Genomic DNA, 24,454 nt, shown 5'->3' on the forward strand with positions numbered 1-24,454 from the left:
CCTAATTTAGTGAACCAACTCCGAGGAGATTAGAAAGAGTTAATAAACAATCGTTGCCCGAAAAGGATTACCTTTTTAGAACCTGAACGATTGAAATTATGCCTTTTCAGATCTCTACACAGCCTTTTGGGCCTCTACCGACTGAAACAGATCGCACTCCGCTTACTGAATATATACTTGAACATACAGAAACTGGCGAGTTCATTAGCGTGATTCCTGAATTCGGGGCCGTTCTACGCCGACTGGTTCTCCGTAAAGGTCGTAACCTGTTTGCCTTGATTCAGGCTCCCGAATCGCCCCAGGCATTATTAGCAGATGAAAGCTACGCCAGTGCCTTTCTTTATCCGTTTCCGAGTCGCATTCAACATGGTATTTATCACTTTGAGGGCAAAGATTATGCGGTAAAAATGAACGAAATCCACCGTGATAATGCCTTGCATGGATTCGTTCATGGTCGGGAATTTTCGGTTGTTAGCCAAGAAGTGACAGATACTCACGCTCAGCTTGTTCTCCGGTATTCCTACGATGGCGACACGTTTGGTTATCCGTTTCCGTTTACCCTGACCATTGCCTATCAATTAGTGCAGGCCAACCAACTACCGTACGGTGCCCATGTGGATGTAGATCGAATGTGTGCGCTGAAAATTAGCTACACAGCACAGAATACAGGAGGTACCAATGCTCCGGCGGCATTTGGCTGGCATCCCTATTTTATGTTTCTGGAAGATGCCGAAACAACGGCGGAAACTATTGATAATGCCAGTTTGTCGCTCCCCGGTCGAACGCCTATTTTGCTGGACGACCGCATGATTCCGATCAGCACCTATCCGTTTCAGGCAGCCGATACAATACCCTTGTTAAACCGGCAACTGGATACTCCGTTTTTGATTGAATCAGTAAAAGATAGTGATGATCACCCCCTTTTTGCTGAGACGGTTCTGACCTCGGGAGTAACGGGGGCGAAACTGATTATAGGCCAGCAAACAGGCGAAAACAAACTTAATTATCTGGTATGTTATACCCCTCCGCGTCGTGATAGCATCGCCATTGAACCGCAAACCGCCAACGTAAATGCCTTCAATAATGGTGAAGGGTTAACTATTCTAGAACCCGAAGGAACGCTTTCGGGCACGATTTGGGTGCGGTTGGACTAACTACAACTGCCGAATTTTAATATTCCGGAACCAAACCGTGCTGCCCCAATCCTGAATACCGATTCGGCCACTGAAACGACCTTTACTAATTGGGGCATCCTTTAGTTTACTTTCTGCAATCCGTTTCTTCCAATCGACGCTGGATAAATCGTGTTCCTGAATGCTATAGCCATTCATGGAAATTGTTAATTTATTATCCTTCAGCATCAAATGCACTTTATTCCAGCCGCCAATCGGTTGTAGATAGCGATTATTGGCACTCGCAATACCAAATAGATCACCAGCCCGGTGTTTATTCTCAGCTAGCCCTTCATAGATCGCATCATCTAGCACCTGCACTTCCAGACCCGTTTGATACATATTTTTGAACTGAGGCTCTTCCTGGACAAAAAAGAAAATACCACTATTCGTAAATCGGTCTATTTTCCACTCCGCTTTAAATTCAAAGTCCCCAGAAAAAACGGCATCCGTTATTAAATCGCCCCCTGTCGGTGCTTTGCGACCTATGTCATCCGGTACACATAATTTTAAAGCGCCCTGATCAACCTGCCAGCCTGCTCCTATACTTTTCCCTCCGTAAGCATGCCAGCCCGACAAATCATGTCCGTTGAACAGCCGTTTCCAGCCATCCTTTTTTTCCTGTGCTTGTACGTCTGCAACCGCTACACAACCCAATAAGCTTGTAAAGAGGATGAATCGAAAAGACATGATCAAAAGAGGATTAAAAATCTTTATTATTCCCGCAAAAACTCAAGTTTAAAGGTAAATATATGCAAAATGAGGTCAATGTGAATGGACAAAAAGCAACTTATATTTATTCTAAACAGGTGATTTTTAGGTAATTCCACTAATTATACGTTTCAAAAAAGTCGCTTACTTATAAGCTAGTACTAAATTCTTGCAGTAATTATACTTATGTCTTTTTATGCGTTGATTACTTATCAAAACCCTATCCGTTTAACTAATGTAATGCCGAATATTCTTCACTGGCTAGCTAATGGGAAGTGTTTTGGGAAAGGATTAGAAAAAAGCTAAGGGGAGATGACGGAAAATCGACATACTTTTTAACCATTTATGGCTTCCTTGGCATAGGAGGATGCACAGGAGAAATGCGTTCTTTTTTACGTATCCACCGCCAGAGGTCGGTAGCCAAAGCAGGGTAAATATTAATCCCGATGCTGTAATAGCCACCATTAAAATTCTGATTAATTGCGGTCTGAAAGATAGAAACCCGGTAACCGATCTGCGCACTCAGACCTGCCCAACGTGTTGCCCGCCATTGCGCATAGCCCCCAAACTGTAATGGCACAAAAAAATCGCGACGGGTTCGGTCAATCGGCGATTCTTTACTCAGATCAGTCGGAATTGCGTAGGCTACCCCACCCCCTACTTCAATGGGAATACTCACCGTCCACTCGGGGTTTTTGGTGATGTTGAACCAATACATCAGGCTCATAAACCACAAATCCGTTCGGGTATAATAATCCAGATTAATTCGCCGGGCAGCATTGCGTCGCCAATTAATCAGACTCAGGTAGGTCGCATAGCTAATCCAATAATAGCCTAATGTGATCTGATGCCGTTTTGCGCCATATTCGATTCCAGCATTCACCCCCCAAACATTAACATGCTGACGATCAAGAAAAGAGTCACGAAAGTCAAGATTAAAGGCGGGTGTGATTTTCGGCTTTTTTGGGCGCAGACTATCCACTGCCAGCGAATCGGATGGAGGCATCATTAGTGAATAGACGACGAGTAAAGCATTGATCATATTGGCTACTAACATGAAAACGATTACGGAGGTTACAATCAGTTCGCGATGAACAGACAAGAGCCCTGCTCAATCTCTTCTACAAATCCATGTTCATCGTTAGCGATTCCATTTTAAGAAAGAATTAATGAGGCTTTAACAAGTCCTTAATTAGCACGGGACTACTTGCGATCACAAAATTAGCCGGGTTAGGGTAACCGCCCTTTCATGTATGTTCCGTTTAAAAATTATCTGTAGTTGCCTTGTTGGTTTTTTACTCAATGGGCTGGTAGCCAGAACTGTTGTATTTGGGCAAATAACCACCGCACCAGATACCCTTCGACAAAATTTACCGCAGTTGGAACAGCAATTTCTGGAACGCAATTTCCAGTTGTTGGCCCAACGCTATCAGATCGATATTGCAGATGCTGCCATAACGCAGGCTGGCTTACGACCCAATCCTAACCTTTGGTTTCAGGGAAACCTATACAATCCGCAGACACACAAAGTCTTGCCATTTGGCCGACCTTCTCAGGCAGATCTCGACGCGGGCGTTTACAACAGTGGGTATTATGCCGTTCAATTGCAACAGGTAATTCAATTAGCTGGGAAGCGCAGCAAATTGGTGGCTCTGGCGGAAAGTAATAAATCACTGGCTCAATTGGCTTTCCGCGATGTAATGCGAATACTTCATTATCAGCTTTACTCAACCTACGCGAACTTATATTATGACTTGCAGGCACTCCATTTGTTTGAGGATGAACTAGCTCGTCAGCAGCGATTGCTCGAATCCTATCGAATCGCTCTCCAGTCGGGAGGGGTAGCGCCTTATGAAGTGACCCGGCTGGAAGTGGCCATTCGCGATTTGCAGGCAAATGGAGCCAATTATCGTACTCAGATCGCAGATGAACAGGCTACATTACGGATACTGTTACGTCAGTCGAATCAAACGTTTATTCTACCAACTGGCTTACCAATAACGAATACCACTCTACCCCAACTAGCTACTGCACTTGATTCGGCTCAGACCAATCGGCCAGACATTAGCATTTCGCAGGAGCAGATCAATAACGCCCAGCGTAGCCTAAGTCTGGAAAAAGCGCGCCGAACGCCTGATCTGACAACGGGGCTGTTGTATGAGAAATACGGCAATGCCTATGTGAACTTCCTGGGTTTTCAGGCATCGATGGATTTACCTATTCACAACCGGAATCAGGGTGCCATCCGATCAGCGGAAACAACCCTGAAAGTCGCCAACAGTGGGCTTGAAAACCAACAGGTTGTGGTGCAAAGTGATGTACTGAATGCCTACGATAAATTGACAACTTATTACAACCAGTTAAATGCCCGACCTACTGGTTATCTGGACCGTATTCAGAATATATCCATCGAAGCCACCAAAGCCTACAATGCCCGAAGCATTGGTCTGCTTGATTATCTCGACAAAATTCATACCTATCAACAAGCGCAATTGAATAACATTGACTTGTTGAACAACGTGTTTCAGTCGCAACAACTAGTCAATTTCGCTACCAACACGAAGTTCTTTTAACGAGTAAAACCCACAGAGACAATTTAATCCATAAGAGCAGTCTGACCCATAAAAAAACGGGACTGATAGTAAAATCAGTCCCGTTTGCTTTTATAAAACACTATCGCCAATAACCTGGAATCCAGACATGACCTCGTGGACGAGCGGCCCAATAGCCAGGCACCCACACGGCCCGGTGACGAGGAGGGGCTGCCCAATAACCACCTGTATATCGATAACTTCGCCGATAGGGTCGCCAGTTTTCCCGAACCCAAATATGCCGGGGTGAAGGAGCAGGCGGGCGAGCAACTACGACTCTCGTGCGTGGTACAAACGGTCGATGTCGGACATAAATCTGTGCGTCCGCATAAGAAATTGAGCTAATAAGCAAACCAACGAAAAGCAAACTTTTTAAGATGGTTTTCATAACGATTTGAATTTAGGTAAACGCCAGTCTGAGCACTTAATTGAGTAGTACGTTCAGACTAGACTAATAGGTTATAAACTCGATTCGATTGTTAGAGTTTTATCATTCACCAAGGTTTAATCCTGCAGGGGCCCCGTTTCGATTTGTGCATTAGCCAGCCTTTTCTGCTGTTCACGAAGCTGTTTCGTAGTTTTCCGTGATCCATCGTGACTCCAGCCAGGAGGGCCGAAAATATAGCCCAAGGCCGCTCGAAACGATCCTGCCCGACGAACATCCTGTCCGATAGCCACCCATTCATGAAAGGCGATTCGCACGGGGTTATGCGTATCAATATTGGTCGTCAGGCCGTAGGTAGGGCGCTTGCGTTCTTCCTCAAACGTACCGAACATTCGATCCCAAATGATGAGTATACCCGCGTGATTTTTATCCAGATAATCCAGATCAGAACCGTGATGAACCCGATGATGGGATGGTGTATTAAAAATGGCTTCGATGGGTGCGGGAAATTTGTTGATCAGTTCGGTATGAATCCAGAATTGATACAATAGACTGATCGACTGCATAGTCATTATGGCTATGGGCGAAAAACCAACCAGAGGCAACCAAATCCAGAAAATAAACGCACCCGAAATATTGCCCGTCCAGGTTTGCCGGAGCGCGGTGCCTAAGTTGTATTTCATGGACGAGTGATGTACGACATGCGACGCCCAGAAATACCGGCTACTGTGGCTGATTCGGTGGAACCAGTAATAACTGAAATCTTCGGCAAAGAACAGAATAACCCACGCCCACCACTTCGTCATATCGACCGTGAACAGCCGAAATTGATAGACCAGCGTAAAAGCACCAAAAATCATCGCTTTTCCAATCAAGGCACTGACGATGACATTGCCAATACCCATGGATAGACTACTGGCCGTATCTTTGGTAACGTAATAATCCTTTTGCTGAATAACTGTCACGATCACCTCGGCAACCAGCAGGATAACAAATCCGGGAATCGCGAGCTGAATTAAATCTCTCATATTATTTCTAACTTTTATGCAAGTTACAGTCTTGTTCGATGGTTATCAAATACGACGCGTTCCATCTTTTCTTCGTAATTTGCCCACATCTGTAGTTTGCCTTTCCTATGATTTCATTCGATACCATTCGTGATGCGCACGACCGCATTCGACCCTATATCCATCGCACCGCCGTACTAACCAATAAAACCATCAACGATCGTACGGGAGCCAGTCTATTTTTTAAGTGTGAGAATTTCCAGAAAATCGGGGCCTTCAAAGCGCGCGGTGGACTGAATGCCGTCTTGCAGGTTGCTCAGAACCACGAAGGGAAAGCTATCACCACCCATTCGTCCGGCAATCACGCACAGGCCGTTGCGTTTGCGGCTCGTCAGGTAGGTTTACCGGCTTACATCGTTATGCCGCGCACGGCGCCGAAGGTCAAAAAAGAGGCTGTGTTGGGCTACGGTGCCGAAGTGATTGAGTGCGAACCAACGCTCGATGCCCGCGAAGCCGGTGTCCGCGAAGTCATCGAACGAACGGGCGCGGTGCTGGTACACCCTTTCGATGACGACCGCGTCATTGCGGGACAAGCTACTGCTACGAAAGAATTAATCGAAGACGCGGGTATGAAAAAATACGGTACAGAGCGTCCCTTCGACACGATTATGGCACCTGTTGGTGGAGGGGGGCTGTTGAGCGGAACATCTTTAGCCACTCATTATTTATCTCCTGGCACGCGCGTAGTTGCTGCCGAACCAGAAGGGGCTGCGGATGCTGTCTTATCGTTTAAAAGTGGACACGTTGAAAAAGCACCATATATCAACACGATTGCCGATGGACTAATGACAACCCTTAGCGAACGAACACTAGCCATCATCCGGGAAAACGTAGCTGATATTCTGACTGTTTCCGACGCCGAAATCATTGGTGCCATGCAACTGGTTTGGGAACGAATGAAAATCATTATCGAACCTTCCAGTGCTGTACCACTTGCGGCCATTCTGAACCATCAGGATCAGTTTGCCGGTCAAAAAATCGGAATTATTATAACGGGCGGAAACGTCGATCTAGGGAAACTGCCGTTTTAATTTTTTGTCATGCTGACGGAGTAAGCATCTTAAATACCAAAAACAAGTTGTCTAGAAAACATTAAGATGCTCCGTTCCTCAGCACGACAAAAATTACAAATTAAGCAAGGCTTTCAGCTTCTCGTAGAAGCCAGTGTTGCGAAACGTGAATTGCTTATGCAGAACATAATTGCTCAAAAAACTGGCTCCCATTCCTGCTAGTTGAGAAAAGAGTTTATTGAGGTTCACTTCTTTGACCGAAAACGGAATAACTGCCATCTGGGCCCCCATACTATCGACAGAAAAGTCATAAACGAAAGCGGCTCCGTACACTGTAATTAAACAGGAAATGATCGATACCAGCGTAAATTTTGCGGCTTCACGATTAGTCTGCGCGGAGTTTCTGGCATTAAAAGCAAATAATTTAGTCAGGACAAATCCAGCGAAGAACGCTATAATATACCCCCAAAATAGCGCCTGTTTGTAGCTAAACTGAAACCAATCCTGCAAGATACTTCCCGCCAGCAACTGGATGGAAGCGCCGATGGCAGCTACAATAAAGTACGCAATAACATCCCGTCGATTAAAAAGCTCGCTAGCCATATGTTAACTCAAGAGGCAAGCGAATAAAGCAAAACAATATTCTTCAAGCCGATAAAACACTTAAATGTAGGTGCAGATAAAAAATTACTTCGTCGCGATGTAAAAGAAATCCAGACTCCCGGCTGGATCCTTGCTGACGAGATAGTCGGTGTAGTTAATTTCCGCAGCTATTCCGTCAGCTTGCAAGAGCCGATTTCGGTTCAGGCGGTTCATCAGATCATAGGGTACCTGAAGTAGTCGGCGGGGGAGCCGATATTGCAGATTGAAAATATCGAAGCGGGTCAGTTTTTTCACCGATTCTTTATTCTGCTCATAGTAGGTCATCACCTTCTCGTTGCCATGGATACCCTGTGTATTCACTTTTGAGAAGTACTTGGCCATCAATGCCTTCAGCCCATCGGCATAATATTCCCGTACGTGCCAGGGATTACGCGTGAGCGAAAAACTCTTGTTTACCGTTGTCAGCAACAGTTTCCCACCAGGTTTCAAAACCCGGTGCGCTTCTTTTACAAACAGATCGTCATTTTCAATATGCTCGATCACCTGAAACGTTACGATATAATCGAACGTATTATCAGCAAGCGAACGAAGTGGGGGAATGTTGGCCGAAATAAAGGTAGACGCCGGATACTCAGCCTGAAGCGACTGGATCAATTCTTCATTTTTATCGATACCCGTATAATGATCGGCAGCTTTTGTAAGCAATTCCAGCCCCCGGCCCCAGCCGCAACCAATTTCGAGGACATTTCCGCTAACCAGATTGGCGGCTTCGACATAAGGGAACAACAAACGCTGGTGAACCGGATTGTCGGAAGCTATTTCAGCGGAGGTAATTTCTGTAGTTTTGTACATAATGGATTCGAAACGTCGGTGCTGAACCAACACAAACGCTTTGTTCGCTAACTAGTTTGACGTTGATCAGAAAAACATCGACCTTCAACCGGTAAACGATAAACGAACTTTGTTTTAGATAGATGCAAAAATACTCTTTTGTCGAAGCAAAGAAAAATGCAGACGGTTTATAAGTCGAATGCCCCTGTTTTTTCGTTATCAATAAACAATTTGTAAACCAACCCATTTTGCGGTTTAAGATTGCCCTATTGTTTATGCGTATTCTGTCCTATATTCTCTTTATTGCCCTATTAACGGGTTGTGCGAGTAACAAAAAGTCGCAGCAACAGCGCATCAATGCAGCTTACGATGCGCGAACCGAAGCGCAACGAAATCAGCCAACCCGTCCCGCGGTTCGCGTTGCCGATGGTAGTTCGCCAGCCACTCAATCTCAGTCCAATGAGCCACGTGAGTCGCGGCCAGCGCCATCTTCTCCCCCATCTCCCGTTAAAATGAGTGATGGGGCTGGCATTGGCACCGGCCCTGCTATGTCGATGAAAGGGGGGGAATGGGTGGTTACGTCCATCAAAGGAAAATTCCTCGCGATTGACACCTCCAATGTGCGGATCTATATGGATCTGACAGCCAAAACTCCGACGGGTGAGGCTGTATCGAAGCCCAGCGACTTTATTGAGCATTTCCTGATTGCGTATGTCATGTATCCCGATTATAACAATCGGGATCGGCTGGGTTACTCGACCGTACCGCTAACGACGCAAAACGTGGGCATTAGTGGTGATCATTTAACGCTAACATTCGACATAAAACGGCCAAAGGGTGCTACAAACGCTGTTTTATTGACTGAAATCACGGAAACGAACAGTGGGACTAAAGCACGAAATGACCTGTCATTACGGTTTGTTACGACCAAACTCAGTGATCGCTTCACCTTATTTGATAAAGCTGGAACGCAACCACAACTTCGCAATTATGTGAATGTGGGCGATACAGTTCTGCTCAAGGATGTAACCGGTACGAGCAAGCAACTGATCGGTGTTCGTTATCGTCACGATTTCGATGCAGCTTCCTCGCCAATGAATACCTCGCCCCGTCCGGCATCAAAATCCTTATCGGTTGACTCAACACTCACGATTACAACCAATCAGCCGTTTGTTATTCCTCGCGAGGGACTTTATTATTTTGTAGAGGATACGACCGATGCAGCGGGTATTGGTCTGGTTGTGGCCGACAAACGATTTCCGAAAATGACCCGCCCCGAAAAACTGATCAAGCCCGTACTATACATGAGTACCAGTACTGAAATCAGTGAACTGAATCAGGCGCAGGACACGAAGAAAGCGTTCGATAAATATTGGTTGAGCCTGATGTCGGGCAATGAAGAAGTAGCCAGAAAAACGCTGAAAGCCTATTTCGACCGGGTCGAAGAAGCAAATCGATTATTTACGACGTATAAAGAAGGCTGGAAAACCGATAAAGGCATGATTTATATTGTGCTGGGGGCGCCTGATCGTGTACAGCGGAACCGTGAGCGCGAAGTATGGGTTTATAATCGCCGGGCCAACGTTTCGGAAGTGAATTTTACATTTACCAAGAAACCGAATCAATTCGTAGAAGATCATTACGAGCTGGTGCGCTACATTGAGTATCAGCCAATTTGGTACCCAATCGTTGAAGCCTGGCGAACCGGCGCCATCCGGGAATGATGGGATGTAGGCTGTATGATATAGGATGTAGGCTGACGCATAAAAACATTAATACATCATACAGCCTATATCATACAGCCTATAGTATACATCATACAGTTAAGAAATGCCTCAGCAGTACAATCGTAATTCTCGTCCCCGCCCGCAGCGCCCACAGTTTCGTCCGCAACCCGACGAAATGGTCTTTGGTATTCAGTCAGTTCTCGAAACGCTCCGCTCTGAACAGCAGATTGATAAATTATACATGGAAAAAGGGTTGAGCAACCCTGAAATCCAGAATCTGGCTTTCCAGAATCGCGTTACCATTCAGCGCGTACCTGTCGAAAAACTTGACCGACTCACGCGTAAAAACCACCAGGGCGTCGTTTGTCTGGTAGCGCAGGTTCAATACGTGAAACTGTCGAATGTGATTGCGGACGTTTACGAACGCAGCGAAACACCTTTTTTCCTCCTCCTCGACCGCATTACCGACGTTCGTAACTTTGGTGCGATTGCTCGCACGGCTGAGTGTACAGGGGTGCAATGCATTGTAATACCCGGACGGGGAGCCGCTGCCATCAACTCCGATGCTATGAAGACCTCCTCTGGCGCGTTGAATCATATTTCCGTCTGTCGCGAGCCCGACCTAACCGAAACCGTCAAATATTTACAGGATTCGGGAATTACGGTCGTCGCCTGTACTGAAAAATCGAGTCGGGATTTGTATGAACGTAACACCGATCTGACTGGGCCGCTGGCCGTCATTATGGGTTCAGAGGAAGATGGTATTTCGCCAGAATTGCTTCGAATGGCTGATACGCACGTTAAAATTCCGCTGCTGGGAGCTGTCGGTTCGCTCAACGTATCCGTTGCAACGGGTGTGGTATTGTACGAAGCCGTTCGCCAGCGAAGTATGACAATTTCCTCCAACGACTAACCTAATTTTCTGGATGAGCGATGCGAGTTTGATCGTTGATAGGCTGCGATCTGTGTATCTTCGTGGGCAGAGAGGAAGATTGTTATGTCTGGTGAGGCTATCTTATTTATTTATCTAGGTACGGTCGGGTCCATTTTTCTGTTGAATATTGTTCAATGGAGTTTTTTTCGGGACTGGATTTACGGTCTATTTACCCTTCAAACGTTTATCTGGTTTGCTCATTCAATTTACAATCGTGCTTCTGGTGACGTTGATCTGCTAACTGAATCCCAGACAATGGCGCTGTATGCCGTCAATCATGGGCTGGTTAAGATTCTCTACCTGGAATTGGTTTATCGGTTGTTTGATTTGAGACAGAGCCAGCCCCGTTTAGGGCGTTGGCTTCGCTGGGGTGAAATTAGCCTAAGTGTTTATCTGGTACTGGAAGTTAGCCTGATGGTAATCGACGAATCGTGGCAACGAACCCTGTTTGGCACTTTGGTCCTGGTCGTTTTTTGGGCCTCACTGATTGGCATCAGTTTCATCGGCACCTGGATTGCCGCAAGTCGTAAAGACATTGTCAGCTGGTTTTTTCTAGCCGGTAGCTTATTTATGACGCTAAGCGAAACGAACAATTTATTCTATTATACCGGCTATCCCTGGACTTTATCCACCGCTCCGGAAGCCGTTTGGTGGCATATTCAGATTCTTGGCGCCGGGCGTATTCTTTTGCTACTGTGTTTCTCCCTATCGCTCGTATTTCGTCAGCGACAGATTGCTGTGAATCAGGCCATTTCGCAAACCCGTCAGGCTGAACAACTCGTTCAGGAACGATTAGAAACCGAACTAGCCGTGCGTCGATTAGAGCAGGAAAAAACGGATGTTCAATTGCGTGCATTACAGGCTCAGGTAAATCCACATTTTCTATTTAACAGCCTGAATTCTCTATCTTCCTTGATTGACGATGATCCAGATCGGGCAAATGAATTTGTGGATCAATTAAGCTCCGTTTACCGCTACCTACTAAAATCCAACGATCAACCGTTGACGACGTTGGCCAATGAACTTGATTTTATTCAGTCGTATTATCACCTCCTAAAAACGCGTTACGGAGCTGGTCTATCTCTTTCGCTACAAATTGATCCGACCTATAAATCGTATCTATTACCACCGCTCACTCTTCAATTACTGGTTGAAAATGCCGTCAAGCACAATACAACGATAAAAGGCCAACCGCTTTCCATCGACTTGTTTACGGATGGAGAAGGCAATTTGATTATCCGAAATAATCTACAACGCAAACGCAAAGCTGTACTCTCAAACGGCGTCGGCCTATCGACCATACGAACGCATTACCGAAATCTTAGCCAGCCGGCTCCCATCGTAACTGAAGACGAAAATGTATTTATGGTCAGCATTCCACTAATTCAACCAGTAACTAAAGCCGAACTAGCGTAAACCCGTATACTATATGGATACTCGTCCGGGCGTTTAGTCAATAGTCGATGTGTGTTTCTACAATACATGAATCAAAAAGGCGCTTCCTAGATCAGGATGCGCCTTTTTTAATTACCAATCTCAAAACTACTTACGAGGTCTTCGTCGTCTTTTTGGTGGTGGTTGATGTTTTCTTGGTGCTTGTTTTAGTAGCACCACCGCCAAGTGAGTTGATCCAGACAGCTAATTTCATGGCGTCTTCCTTAGGCACTTGCGTCATTGGTGCCATTGGTGGGTAGCCTGGCCAGTGTGAAGGAACAGGCGTATAAATCAACTTGACGATTTCGTCATTCGAATATTTTTTCTTGGCAACATCTGCATAAGCCGGACCCACTAATCGTTGATCTGGCCGGTGACAGGCAATACAAGTATATTTTGTCATCAGCTCTTTCATATCTGCCGGAATTTCGGCTGGAGCCTGAGCATTAGCATCGAAGGAAACTGCGGCCAGCGAAGCCGAAGCGATAAGAAAGCCTAAGATTTTTTTCATAAGAATCGGTAAACGATAAATGGACAAACTGATTGATTGCGTTAATAGGTCAGCCGCGCAAAAATAGAGGGTTTACGGTCATAACCCAATTTTAGCTTCGGTTTTTCCTAGTAAACTAATGCTTAGACAGTTGTTCCCGCAAAACGTTTAAAATTTAACAAAACAAAAATGCACACTATCCTTCGTCTGGCCTAAAGTAGATCTCAAAAGGCAGTTCCCAGATGGTATACATTAGTCTTCCTGAGCGTGTTTCGACGATCTTACGAAAACACCACCTAGCTTCTGCATTCTGGCCCGATGAATTCTACACCGTCAGCTGCTCTTGTCTATACGGCATTCTGTTCTGAATTTGTTATTGTTTCGCAAGCTTTTTCTGTAAATCTCCAGTTTCATTGTATCAATATTCTACCAATTAGTCTCGATCCAGAATGGCAATTTTTTTATTAGTGATTTGGTTTACGATTAAATCGCTAATGAACTTACGAAAAGTGCTATGATTCGATAATCAGAGAAAATTTTTTCACATTAAATTACAAGAACATTTTTTTGATTGTCTCTTTTTTACATTTCTGATTTTTCACATTTGGAAATATAAAAACCATTCTATTATCTTTGTGCTATGAATAATTGGTGTAAATATGGATCGATTGACTTTATCTGCCAACGGCAGGGGTCGGTTCCTATTGACTAAGTAGTAAAGACTTTACTCAATGACCTAACCCCTGCTCATTCCAGCAGGGGTTTTTTATTATTGTAATTGTCTATTTGTCATTCATTTATGTACATGCTCTATCCAATTACCAACTGGATTGGAGCTGATACAATACTAATGACGCAGGCATTGAGGATACCAGACTCACATGAAAATGTGGGGTTGTACTATATTGCCAATTAGTAAAACGAGTGAACAAGAAATCAGAAAATTGAAGACTGATCTCTTTTATTTCTTTACTATTATTTTCTCTGAAAAAACACAAAAAATGTGTTACTTTTTAGGGCTTGGCGTAGTATATCTTCCAGTAAAGCGCATTAAATAATTTGCGCATTTATTTCAAAAAAATATTTTCGTTTTTTTGAAATTTAAAAGTTATATTTTAACATTGCATTGCAAATAAATCCTTCATCAAGCAGAAGTAAAGCATAAGCAATAAGCACAAAAAAAATTACGAAATCATGTTACTGAATAGCACACATATTTCCAAGTTTATTATCTGACATATAGATTGGCAGACAGGGGGAAATATGAACCATTCGGTACACCAACCATAAATTCAGTTTCCAAGTCTTTCCCCCTGTCAGAGTCAAATCCGGCAGGTTTTTTTGTTTTTCGGGAATTAGTGCAGGGGCTTGTTACATACCGATCAGTGACGATGGCCGGCAGCCGCTCAAATACACTATTTCCTGTAATGGTCTATTGGTCCAGTGGTTAGGATCCCTCACTGTCTATGAGGAGGCCCGGGTTCGATTCCCGGATAGACCGCCATATTGAAGCGTAAACCGTAATTGGTAGCGGACCTATCTGTAGATCAAGTGTGAAAGCTCAGGGGGTACGAGTCCCTCCACTTCAACAACCTAGTGATATAGCTCAGTTGGTTAGAGCATATACTAATAAAGGACTAGGGTTTACCTAAACCTTATATGTTACCTATGAAAGAAACTATACTGCAGCTACGACAAGAGGGGAAATCGTATCGGGCAATACAAAATATTACTGGAATTAGTAAAGCTACAATTAGCTACCATTGTAATCGAATGAATTCAGGTGGTAGAATTGATGGACGGAAACCAGTAGATGAAATTACACAGAAAGCAATTAATGAGTATTATCAGACCCATACGATCGACGAGACTGCTCATCATTTTGGAGTCCATCGTAGTACAGTCAAACGTCATACCGAGAAAAAACGGCAACTGCTGACCGACGAGGAAAAAGCGATTAAGAATTACCGGAAGATTCGAGATCGAAGACAGCGATTGAAGCAGATGGGTGTAGATTACTTGGGAGGTAGATGTAATCGATGTGGTTATGATCGGTCTATTTGGGCTTTGCAATTTCATCACAGAGACCCCACAACCAAAGCATTTACTCTTGGTCAATATAATAATATCAGTTGGCATAGATTTAAACATGAACTTGATAAGTGTGAACTCCTTTGCGCCAACTGCCATGCTGAGGTTCATCAACAAGAATATATAGACCCATCTTTAAACTGATACGGAGAAGGTCTGGGGTTCGAGCCCCTGTATCACTACTAAATACGTCGGTAGCTCAACGGTTAGAGCAGCACCCATTTACGGCTAAAGTCGGTGACGGTCGGCCGCTGCCGCTCAAGACCATCCGGACATACAAATAGGATCGTAGCTCAGTGGTAGAGCTTCTCACTTTTAATGAGAAAGTCGTGGGTTCGACTCCCACCGGTCCTACTCTAATTTTACAATTAGCTCCCTTAGCTAAGTGGTCTAAGGCACCGGTCTGCAAAACCGAGATTCCCCAGTTCGAATCTGGGAGGGAGCTCTATGGACTTGAAGCTAATCTGGTGAAAGCAACGGACTAAAAATCCGTAGAGGTGGGATCGGAACCCACTGAGTCCACCCTATTTATCGATAACGGGTACCCCTAAATACATCGGTAGCTCAGTTTGGCCTGAGCAGTAGCGTCTAAATTCGCATGTCGAAGATGGTTGAGCACTACCGTTTGAATCCTTCCCGATATGTAAAGTTTTTAGTTCGTTTTGCCGAATTCCAAGCTTGAAACATAGCTATCAATGATTCAGGCTCCTAACCCCTACCCCGACACTCAGTCAGGGCTTTTTTTTATCTGAAAGGCTAGAACACCAAGTAAAATAAGATTAACAAGTGCCAAATCAGCTATGGCTAACACTACCTTTTTTACTGCTATATGAAGCTAGTAGTTTTAAGAAAATAAGCTGTTATTATATTTAATATTTATTAAAATACAATTTAATAGTAATACATTTCAAATTAAGTATAAATAATTATTTATCGTACTATAAAATAGCAAAATTTTACTCATTTTACTATTAAACAATAGCTAATGTTTCGTGAATAACAATTATAATATATAACAAATCTTATTAATCATTTTTCAAAATAATTATAAATACAATAATCGAATAAATTCATAAATATATATTTAATATAAAACAAAAAAATATAAATAGTTTTCATTGAAATATATTTCAAAAAGATAAATATTCTTATAAACCTTATTCATGTTTCCCATAATTATTTTTCTAAAAAAATATCTCTATATTTCATCAAGTTTTTATGTTTTTCTGATAAAAAATCAAAAACCTTTACTCACTATTTATGAATACAGTTAAACAAATCAGGGCAACTTCTACTGCTAACCTATTAGCGATACAAGACGTTATCAATCAAGAGATAATGCGTAGACAACAACGCATTGTAGCGATTGACAAACAATTAAAAATTCAGGATTTACCTTTGAGAATCGTGACTAGATCTACGTTTCTATTAGATGTAAAACGGAACATCGAAAACACAGTTTCGGTTGACCAAAACAGTACCATTCAGGATTTACTATGTCAATTACCTCCCAGTTATTGGAGTGATTTCGGAAAATCATATCCTAGATATTATTCAGAGCTAAAAGAAGCATTATTAATAAAGAAGATCGATCTTAAAAAATTAGTCGAATAGTTGATGTATAAAAAAAGAACGTAAATAATTTACGTTCTTTTTTTATACATCAACTATTATCAGTGCTACAGATAAATAATATTTTAAAATTTACTTTAATCATTTATGTATAATAATTAAGGTGATTTTTTAAAATATTATTTGCCTATTTTCGCTCGCATAAATAAAAAATCAATCAACGTATCTACAAAAACAACTAGTTTATTTTTAACTTATACACAAGGAAATTTAAGAAAGAAAATAATTTCGTCAGATAAAGAACATCAGTAGTCAGTGACAAATTGTAGCTTCAACTTGTTATACTAGAACAGATCGATGTTGTGAAACCCTTTCAAGTTGACTATGAAGAAGATACTACTTCCTATCCTGTTAGGCTTTGGTCTTTCCACTTGCACTAAAGAACCCAAACCACTCAATGATGATACATTCATTAAGCTCGCCCTGCCTATTGAGCAAACGCTTGTCGAACGAAAATTAGATTCAGATGGTCTACTTAATGGAGGAGCCAGATACGGCGATATCAGGAAGGTAGACAGCCTAATGCTGGTAGGATTTGATGCAGAAAAGCCTTTTTCTCGTCTGGAAGGCCTCAACTATTTTACGAATTTGACCTTTTTACGTTGTCGAACCACGCGAAATGCGATTTACGATGGTTCTGGTCAAATCAATCCTGATTACCAGGCCCCGGTCGATACGCTGGATGTTAGCCAAAATGTAAAACTTACTTTTCTAGACTGTTCCGGCTATTCATCCGGTGGGGGCTATTCGCCAACCATTCGCCATCTACGATTGGGCAATAATTCAGCTATTAAAACGCTTTTATATGGCATTCAAATGCAACCTAGTATTGACCTTAGTCAGCTATCATCATTAGAGATAGTAGATGTGTGGAGTAGTCGCCCTATTTCTTCTCTGGATGTGTGTCAGAACAAACGGCTAATTGCCTGCCGAAGCAATGCTAAAATCGTTTATGTATCCTCTTTATCCCAAGTGAGCAATCAAAGCGCTTGGAGCCAAGGAGCCAAGTATGTTCAGTGCCCATAACGTGTCGCTGAGGAGCCTGTCTGCACATATGATGAAGCCTAATCTATGTTTATTTGGTTTCATTATGTAAACGATTTTTGGCCGGAAAGCCGCTAACGAAATTTCACGAACCAAAAGGTAAATAATATGTTTACTTTCGTTGAATGTTACCAATTCTTGTAAATAACATGGAAACGACTTTACAATTAGACCTCTTACGACTACTTAAAAAATTTGAACTTTTATCAACTGGCTATAAAGGTAATGCGGCCAGTTATGCCACTAACCAGCTTCGCCATGTGCTGGAGAAAAACGGAGTCGTTCCCCCAGAAAAACAGCATCGGAAAGTAGAGTTGATTCAATCGGGCAAAGTCATTAAAACATTCAGCAGTCGTTCCGATTGTGCCTCCTATTTAGGTGTTACACCAGGGGCGGTCTCCAATGCTATCCATCGCAATTCGGTTATCAGCCACCAATATCAGGTGCGTAAAGCCGATTGAATAACGGCATTTTGTTGGCATGGGTATTGCAGTATCTCGCCTAACGATAAGTTAATATCAATGGGAAGGGTACATAAACGCCGACTCTTATAGGGTTGGCGTTTTTAACTACTACGCCTTTTAGACTAATGAATAAATAAGTTCTCTGTTTAGTCAACTTGATGTATCATTAACAATGAATCGGTTGGTATATGTATTAATCCTGCTTGGGGTAGGTTTAATTCTTTATTTAAGCTGGCAGCCACATCCTAATTTAAGGCATACCTGGTTTATTCCGAAATGGCTATCCGATTGGACTGACAAAAAATCGAACGGAAACCTTCGCACCAGCGTACCGTTTCTAATGCTCGGCCTGTTGGTTAGTTTGATGCCTGTCACGGGCCGCCGTCCTTGGTATTGGTGGGTGCGTTTGTGGGTCGGTATGGTAGGGCTAGTAACACTATCTGAAGCAGTGCAAATCTTCATTCCCACGCGCTTTCCTTCCTGGGAAGACATTGGGTGGGGGTCACTAGGCGCTTTTGTCGGATTAGTTATCTCCTATTTTATTGTCAGGCTACGGTACTATTTCAGATAAATAGTACTGTCAAAAGCAACGGTAGACATTCCATTTCCGTACTGTGTATGAAAACGTTTTCTTAACCAACCTATCTGAGCAAAACCCCTAACCAGTAATGGCAGGGGTTTTCTCTTTATTACCCTAATAAAAGGAAAATTAACAGACCTAGGCTGGCCACTTTTCCAAACCGGCGGCAATGCGCAATGCTCGCTGGACATCTTCCCAATAATAGCCACTGTCGTAACCAGCCGACAATCGATCGCAGATGGTCAGAAAATCATTGGCGGCATCAACCCGCTGCTGTTCTGGAGCGGGTTGGCTCTGTTGAGAAGGAAGTTGATCAGATACGCCTTCCATAACCAAAACGTTAAATGTAGCAGGGCACAAAAAATCCCCATTGGTCAACCAGTGGGGTAGTTATGAAACATAACGAATATAAAACGTGGATTCGAGTAGTTTATTGTGTGCACTGAAACAGGAAAGGCATTATTTATCACTTTTTTCACGCGATTTATGAAGTGGCTTTTCAGGCCATAAAAAAAGCTCCCACTTCGGGGAGCTTACCGCTTCGGGAAGAGCTCACTCAGCGAGCCCGCATCCGATAAATGGTCCGACCACGTAGGCCAATAACGGGGCCACCTACTTCAATGATACGGGGACGAGCTGGGCGGTTGATGTGCATAAGTTTCATATTCATTTGTCTTTGTTGTTTGTGAATGTTGACACAAAGATGGTATACGACTAGCTAATGCGGCTAATGAATTAGTACCAAGCGTCGAAATCAAGCGACGAAGCCGCAAAAAAGGACAATAAGTGGTAAGACAATATGATTAAATTATTTCAAGACTAACGACGCATATTGCCGTTATTTATAGTACAAAAAGAAGATGTATAATTTTTCCAAGAGACTAATCAGACGAGAATCTGGAGATTATCTGGCTTTTGATGTCGATTGAAATACGACAATAGTATCCAAAGCTGTGACGCCGTAAATACATAACTGCGTACCTTAATGGATGAATTTCTGGAAAGAAAAGTCGGGATGACGCATCTCTATTTCATTCTTACTGGATTCACGTTGAGCTTCTTCCGCGTAAACAACCATTTTTTGTTCATAATCCCGGACGGCCTCTTGTATGGTTTTATAGTTTCCGTTGAGGAGCCTGTCGGACAGCGTCAATGCATCCACTAGTCCGATATTTACTCCCTGACCGGCAAAGGGCGGCATTAAGTGAGCGGCATCGCCAATAAGCGTTATCGGCAACGGACGATCAGGCTTCCAGGGTTTGTCCAACGGCAATTTCCTTGTCGACAAGCCAACACAAAAAGACGTAGCCTGGACTAGTTGCTGGTAACGACCATCCCAGCCGGAAAATCTATCTGAAAGAAATGCGCGAATGCTATTCGTATCCTGAAAGTCTAATCCCTTGTCATGACTCCATTCTTCAGGCTTTCTAAAAATTACTCCGTACGTTAATGAGCCACTATTGTAGGGATTTGCCACGACTAAATTGCCTCCATGAGCGGTCATTAGTCTGTTACCGTCGCACAATTGATAAAATTCCGGGCAGTTTTTGTCAGGTTGAGGTACGTCACCTTGTATAATGAAGGTTCCGGTCTCTTCAACTTCAGCATCTGTTACGTAACTTCTTACTTTAGACATTCCCCCATTGGCTACGACCACAAAATCAGCTGTTGCATCGGGGCCATTTTCAAATTGCAGGAGCCATTTTCCGGCCTGTTCGTCAAGTTCTACCGATTTTCTGTCCCAAACAACGGTGTCGTTCTTTAAACTGCTAAGCAATAGTTGCCGTAAATCATTCCTGTTGATTTCGGGATTATCGAACTGGTTTTCGAGGGTAATTTCTTTAGTGGACAGCACATTACCCTGTTCGTCAGCAATAGTTATACCCATTGGCAACGCCTTAGCGTAATACCCTTCCAATAACCCTGCCTTTTTCATGGCTTCCTGCCCAGACTGTTTATGCAGATCAAGCGTACCACCCCAAATCCTGGCCTGCGGGTCTTTGTCTCGTTCATAAACCGTTACCTCCACCCCTTCTTGTTGTAGTAATCTTGCCATCGTAAGACCAACAGGCCCAGCCCCGATGATGGCTACTTTTTTATTCGTTAGTATCATAATTTTGCGTTGTTTAATGATGTATTGCAACGCAAAATTCCGAAATGCTCCTTCGCTAGTCTTGTATAAACACGACAAAATCGGGTCTGACAATTACTCTGCCTTTCTTTGCTTTTCGCGCGAATGCCGATGGTGAAGTGCCGCTGTAGCGTTTAAATTCCCGGCTTAAATGTGATTGATCCGTATAGCCCATGTCATGAGCCAGGCCAGCAAGATTGACCTCCGGATCAAGCCACAATCGGTTTCGGACCTGCTCAAATCGCATCAGACCAGACACATCTTTTACGCTATAGCCAGATGATTGCTTGAACTTTCGTTCCAATGTACGCACCGTAGCATGAGCCGCAGCCGCTACCTGACTTACTGGCATGGTACCAGCTGCTGCCTGCATAGCAACTCCCGCTTTGAACAGCATGCTATCCGTAGCAATCTGCGACCGTACATTTAGAAAATACTGTTTTACCAACGCCAGGGCTTCATCCACTTTACCAATCCGAACACGCTCCGTCAATTCGGATTGAAGCTGAACGATAGGATGCTCAATGATGCGCACTTCATTTTTATCGGACGGTAGACCTAACAAATCGAATACAGTCCAGGGAAAGCACCGAATACCAATGATCTCCAAACGACCCGTCGTGAAGAAATGAACAGGTTGATTGAGCAGTCCCATCATAAACGGAGATGGTAATGGCTGTAAGCCACCATGATACGAATGGCTAAAGAGGTTTCCGAAATAAAAAATCAGTTCAGTATAGCCATCGGGCACTACCTCAAAACTCGATTGGTGTTCTTCAAAGTCCCTCTTATTGTACCAAAAACACTTTATAGTGTCACGTAGCTCGTCTGGCGAATCAAATTCCTGATGCTGCATGCTGAAAGATAGGCCGTTATGAGTATACAGACACCATTTCGAAAGTTTAAAACGCTTTTGTCATTTGTAATTTCTAAAAAGACAATCCAAAAGCAGCTGCCAAACCCCAGATAGCCTTCAACGAGCAGCAAATTCCAATAGTTGCTACTCGTTGAAGACTACTAACATGTCCAAATCTACAGGCCTCGAAACCTCACTCTGCCTTTAGCGTTCTTGCGGGATTGGTTTGAGTAGCGGCTCTCGAAAAGTAGCCTACAGCCCCCAGCGCAACCCCTACGACCAGCAACAGCAAGGAACCCATTATCCAAAAATTCAATCCATTGTTGAATACAAAATAGGTATTCATATACAATCCGATGGCTATACCACAAGGAATAGCTATGATTGCAGCCATAGCCAGCAGTTTGATAAATTCATTCGATATTAATGTTATAATTTCGGTTGTTGTGGCTCCGATTACTTTTCTGATTCCAATTTCTTTGGCCCGTTTCTCTAAACTGTAGGTGAGGATACCAATTAAACCTAGCAGGGCAATGACCAAAATCACAACGCCTTCTATGCCCATTAACTGCATTTCATCGCGAGGAAAATAACGTTCATACATATCCTTATCCAGCCACGACATATTCATTTCCTGTTGAGGTGTGTATTTATTCCATAGACTTTCCAGGTCCGCTTCTACCGTTTTCCGATCATTAACCGGGCTTGTTTTTATACACATCACTCTAAATAAGGAGGGCTGGTATTGAAAAACGAGAGGCTCTATCTTCCGTTCGTAATCATAATGACAAAAATTGGCAACCACCCCGACAATGGTTGCCGAAAGAGTATCATGTAACACAACTAGCTTTCCGATTGCCTCCTGCGCTGAACCCAGGGCCAGTTTTTCAACAGCCTTTTGATTGATCACAATCAAAGGAGAAGACTGTTCTGCATGACTAGCGGCCAGATTCTTGCCTGCGACAAACTTTAGCCCCATCGTTTCAATAAAATTATGGTCGACAGCATAGTAAAACGTAGAATGCGAAGTTTCGCTTTTTACGTTTTTAATCGTTGATGGCGTAGGTCGGTTTCCAAACGTAAGCGATGTATAGCCTACACGCTGTACGTCTTTGAGCGTATTGACCTCAGCCGCAAATGGTTTGTACTGATCTGCTATCAGGTTAACATTGAGTATATGATTACGCTGGTAATTTTCATTATCACTGGCCATGTAATTTATTTGATGATAGGAATGGCCAATAAAAAATACATAAACCAGGGCAATCGTAAATTGAACGACAATTAACGATTTTCGAAAACCTATTTTCCCAAAACTTGCCGGTGCAATGCTTCCTTTCAACACCTTTACGGGCTGAAAAGACGAGAGAATAAGACTGGGAGAAGCCCCGGCTAGTAATCCTAGTAACAGATTGAAAACGAAGAAGATCAGGATGAGATACGCCAAATGGTCAATATCCCAGGTAAGCCACGAAACATGCAGATAATTCTTTATTAACCACAAGATAAGCAGCCCAAAACTCAACGCTATATACGAAACCAATACGGATTCGATCAAAAATTGACCAACGAGCTGGAATTTTGTCGCCCCCGCTACTTTTCTCACCCCAACTTCCCGACTTCGGTTCATCGATCGAGCTAGTGTTAGGTTGATGTAGTTCAGGGAGGCCAGTAAAAGGATGATTAGCTGAAAGGCGAAATTGATCGATATACTTCGAACATCCTGAATATAGGGATCATTTTTCAGTATATCCTTTGCGGGCGAAATGTCGGCCAGGTTTTGCCCCTTGAAAACCAATTTCTTACCAGCCGACGATCCAAGTAAGCTATTGATTGTGGCTGAGGTTTTTGCCAGCTGTTCATTCAGATTATCTGCCGTAACCCCTTTGGCTACTTTCAAGAATGTGTGCGCGTTTAATTCCGGCCAATCATTGGATCGGGTCGTGATAGCCAAATAATTCGCAATTGGCACAAAAACATCGGTTCTAAACTGAGTTTTCTGCGGATTGAACGGCTTTAAAACACCAACGATTTTAAAACTCCCTTGCTTAGGATGTTCCAATGTATGCCCAATGGGGTTGGTATCCTTAAAAAACCACTGCGCCGTCTCATGGGTCAGAACAATGGTGTTGGGCTCAACCGGATAGGAACCTTTTTCCAGTGGAAATGTAAAGAGTTGAAAAAACGATTGGTCTGTATAGATGGCATGAATATTTTTTGTTTTTATTCCACTGCTTAAAAACCAATCAAAATCTCTTACCAGCGTTGTCGCTTTTTCAATACCAGCAAGCTTTTCGCTGGCATACTGAGCCAATGGTACTGGACTCGATGCCCAATTTTCGATGATGCCATCTTTATGTTTTTCGTCTGTTATAACTCGAAAAATCCGATCTTCATTCTGGTGAAACTTATCATATTCGTAATAATTAACGATCTGAATTAAAGCCATTAGAGCCGATGGAATGGCAAGGCTCAATCCAATAATATTGATAAAGGAAAAGAGCTTATATTTTAGAAGATTTCTCCAGGCAATCTTGACGTAATTGTGTAGCATAAGTCCGTATAGTAAATGATTGTTCGATGAAAAAGATAACAATGAAGTACTAGCACGAAGTAGACTTTGTGTTGTCTGGCCCAAATCGTTTATAGATGGCGGTGCACTGGCTGTTCTTTGCCAGCATAAATGACCATAAGCATATGC

Annotated in this window: 22 protein-coding genes and 4 tRNA genes; 15 read left to right on the forward strand and 11 right to left on the reverse strand. The window is 43.2% G+C overall.

The features are described 5' to 3' along the window. Window positions 1–98 precede the first annotated feature (98 nt). The gene (locus ACYVE4_RS27675) at window positions 99–1,154 is read left to right on the forward strand and encodes an aldose epimerase family protein (protein ID WP_461043657.1); all 1,056 of its coding nucleotides are present in this window, start codon (window positions 99–101) and stop codon (window positions 1,152–1,154) included. Here ACYVE4_RS27675 and ACYVE4_RS27680 read toward each other — a convergent pair whose 3' ends face one another. Then, window positions 1,155–1,862 (reverse strand): 3-keto-disaccharide hydrolase, encoded by a 708-nt coding sequence (locus ACYVE4_RS27680; RefSeq protein WP_461043658.1) that lies wholly within the window; start codon window positions 1,860–1,862, stop codon window positions 1,155–1,157. A gap of 364 nt (window positions 1,863–2,226) precedes the next feature. Continuing rightward, window positions 2,227–2,940, reverse strand: a complete 714-nt coding sequence (locus tag ACYVE4_RS27685; protein ID WP_461043659.1) for a hypothetical protein — start codon at window positions 2,938–2,940, stop codon at window positions 2,227–2,229. A gap of 196 nt (window positions 2,941–3,136) precedes the next feature. Here ACYVE4_RS27685 and ACYVE4_RS27690 point away from each other — a divergent pair, with 196 nt between their 5' ends. Then, on the forward strand, window positions 3,137–4,456 hold the full coding sequence (locus tag ACYVE4_RS27690; RefSeq protein ID WP_461043660.1) for a TolC family protein: 1,320 nt from the start codon (window positions 3,137–3,139) through the stop codon (window positions 4,454–4,456). A gap of 100 nt (window positions 4,457–4,556) precedes the next feature. Here the strand turns inward: ACYVE4_RS27690 and ACYVE4_RS27695 are convergent, their stop codons facing one another. Both ACYVE4_RS27695 and ACYVE4_RS27700 read right to left on the reverse strand, forming a co-directional pair. Next, the gene (locus ACYVE4_RS27695; RefSeq protein WP_461043661.1) at window positions 4,557–4,862 is read right to left on the reverse strand and encodes a hypothetical protein; all 306 of its coding nucleotides are present in this window, start codon (window positions 4,860–4,862) and stop codon (window positions 4,557–4,559) included. Between the two features lie 116 nt (window positions 4,863–4,978). Continuing rightward, window positions 4,979–5,887: a sterol desaturase family protein gene (locus ACYVE4_RS27700; RefSeq protein ID WP_461043662.1), complete on the reverse strand. Its 909-nt coding sequence runs from the start codon at window positions 5,885–5,887 to the stop codon at window positions 4,979–4,981. Between the two features lie 107 nt (window positions 5,888–5,994). On the opposite strand from ACYVE4_RS27700, the gene ACYVE4_RS27705 reads away from it, so the two are divergent. Continuing rightward, complete coding sequence (locus tag ACYVE4_RS27705; protein WP_461043663.1) at window positions 5,995–6,957, forward strand: pyridoxal-phosphate dependent enzyme; 963 nt, start codon at window positions 5,995–5,997, stop codon at window positions 6,955–6,957. 93 nt (window positions 6,958–7,050) lie between these two features. Here the strand turns inward: ACYVE4_RS27705 and ACYVE4_RS27710 are convergent, their stop codons facing one another. Next, a complete protein-coding gene (locus ACYVE4_RS27710) occupies window positions 7,051–7,539 on the reverse strand; it encodes a GtrA family protein (RefSeq protein WP_461043664.1) in 489 nt (162 codons plus the stop codon). Between the two features lie 84 nt (window positions 7,540–7,623). After that, window positions 7,624–8,391 carry a class I SAM-dependent methyltransferase gene (locus ACYVE4_RS27715; RefSeq protein WP_461043665.1) on the reverse strand — a complete coding sequence of 256 codons (768 nt, stop codon included), beginning with the start codon at window positions 8,389–8,391 and terminating at the stop codon, window positions 7,624–7,626. 254 nt (window positions 8,392–8,645) lie between these two features. Between ACYVE4_RS27715 and ACYVE4_RS27720 the strand changes: the two genes are divergently transcribed. The 3 genes from ACYVE4_RS27720 (at window position 8,646) to ACYVE4_RS27730 (ending at window position 12,447) form a co-directional block, all read left to right on the forward strand. Beyond that, complete coding sequence (locus ACYVE4_RS27720; protein ID WP_461043666.1) at window positions 8,646–10,094, forward strand: GWxTD domain-containing protein; 1,449 nt, start codon at window positions 8,646–8,648, stop codon at window positions 10,092–10,094. A 106-nt stretch (window positions 10,095–10,200) separates the two neighbouring features. Then, window positions 10,201–11,010, forward strand: coding sequence for a 23S rRNA (guanosine(2251)-2'-O)-methyltransferase RlmB (rlmB, locus tag ACYVE4_RS27725; RefSeq protein WP_461043667.1), 810 nt, complete (start codon window positions 10,201–10,203; stop codon window positions 11,008–11,010). Between the two features lie 84 nt (window positions 11,011–11,094). After that, window positions 11,095–12,447, forward strand: a complete 1,353-nt coding sequence (locus tag ACYVE4_RS27730) for a histidine kinase (RefSeq protein ID WP_461043668.1) — start codon at window positions 11,095–11,097, stop codon at window positions 12,445–12,447. Window positions 12,448–12,577: 130 nt separating this feature from the next. Here the strand turns inward: ACYVE4_RS27730 and ACYVE4_RS27735 are convergent, their stop codons facing one another. After that, window positions 12,578–12,976 carry a c-type cytochrome gene (locus ACYVE4_RS27735; protein ID WP_461043669.1) on the reverse strand — a complete coding sequence of 133 codons (399 nt, stop codon included), beginning with the start codon at window positions 12,974–12,976 and terminating at the stop codon, window positions 12,578–12,580. 1,408 nt (window positions 12,977–14,384) lie between these two features. On the opposite strand from ACYVE4_RS27735, the gene ACYVE4_RS27740 reads away from it, so the two are divergent. The 9 genes from ACYVE4_RS27740 to ACYVE4_RS27780 all read left to right on the forward strand — a co-directional run bounded on the left by ACYVE4_RS27740 (window position 14,385) and on the right by ACYVE4_RS27780 (window position 18,757). Then, window positions 14,385–14,459 (forward strand) — tRNA-Asp (locus ACYVE4_RS27740). Between the two features lie 164 nt (window positions 14,460–14,623). Then, window positions 14,624–15,190, forward strand: coding sequence for a serine integrase family protein (locus ACYVE4_RS27745; protein ID WP_461043670.1), 567 nt, complete (start codon window positions 14,624–14,626; stop codon window positions 15,188–15,190). A gap of 138 nt (window positions 15,191–15,328) precedes the next feature. Continuing rightward, window positions 15,329–15,400, forward strand: a tRNA-Lys gene (locus tag ACYVE4_RS27750). Window positions 15,401–15,417: 17 nt separating this feature from the next. Further along, window positions 15,418–15,491 (forward strand) — tRNA-Cys (locus tag ACYVE4_RS27755). Window positions 15,492–15,495: 4 nt separating this feature from the next. After that, window positions 15,496–15,568, forward strand: a tRNA-Phe gene (locus ACYVE4_RS27760). Window positions 15,569–16,306: 738 nt separating this feature from the next. Continuing rightward, window positions 16,307–16,660 carry a hypothetical protein gene (locus ACYVE4_RS27765; protein WP_461043671.1) on the forward strand — a complete coding sequence of 118 codons (354 nt, stop codon included), beginning with the start codon at window positions 16,307–16,309 and terminating at the stop codon, window positions 16,658–16,660. 342 nt (window positions 16,661–17,002) lie between these two features. After that, entirely contained in the window at window positions 17,003–17,704 is a 702-nt protein-coding gene (locus tag ACYVE4_RS27770) for a hypothetical protein (protein ID WP_461043672.1), read from the forward strand. A gap of 167 nt (window positions 17,705–17,871) precedes the next feature. Continuing rightward, window positions 17,872–18,183: a hypothetical protein gene (locus tag ACYVE4_RS27775; RefSeq protein WP_461043673.1), complete on the forward strand. Its 312-nt coding sequence runs from the start codon at window positions 17,872–17,874 to the stop codon at window positions 18,181–18,183. A gap of 175 nt (window positions 18,184–18,358) precedes the next feature. Beyond that, window positions 18,359–18,757, forward strand: coding sequence for a VanZ family protein (locus ACYVE4_RS27780; protein ID WP_461043674.1), 399 nt, complete (start codon window positions 18,359–18,361; stop codon window positions 18,755–18,757). A gap of 147 nt (window positions 18,758–18,904) precedes the next feature. Here the strand turns inward: ACYVE4_RS27780 and ACYVE4_RS27785 are convergent, their stop codons facing one another. The 4 genes from ACYVE4_RS27785 to ACYVE4_RS27800 form a co-directional block, all read right to left on the reverse strand. Further along, the gene (locus tag ACYVE4_RS27785; protein WP_461043675.1) at window positions 18,905–19,096 is read right to left on the reverse strand and encodes a hypothetical protein; all 192 of its coding nucleotides are present in this window, start codon (window positions 19,094–19,096) and stop codon (window positions 18,905–18,907) included. Window positions 19,097–19,748: 652 nt separating this feature from the next. Beyond that, window positions 19,749–20,879, reverse strand: a complete 1,131-nt coding sequence (locus ACYVE4_RS27790; protein WP_461043676.1) for an FAD-dependent oxidoreductase — start codon at window positions 20,877–20,879, stop codon at window positions 19,749–19,751. Window positions 20,880–20,934: 55 nt separating this feature from the next. Further along, entirely contained in the window at window positions 20,935–21,753 is an 819-nt protein-coding gene (locus ACYVE4_RS27795) for a helix-turn-helix domain-containing protein (RefSeq protein ID WP_461043677.1), read from the reverse strand. A gap of 193 nt (window positions 21,754–21,946) precedes the next feature. After that, window positions 21,947–24,307, reverse strand: a complete 2,361-nt coding sequence (locus tag ACYVE4_RS27800) for an ABC transporter permease (protein WP_461043678.1) — start codon at window positions 24,305–24,307, stop codon at window positions 21,947–21,949. Between the last annotated feature and the right edge of the window lie 147 nt (window positions 24,308–24,454).

This window comes from Spirosoma harenae (assembly GCF_054776975.1).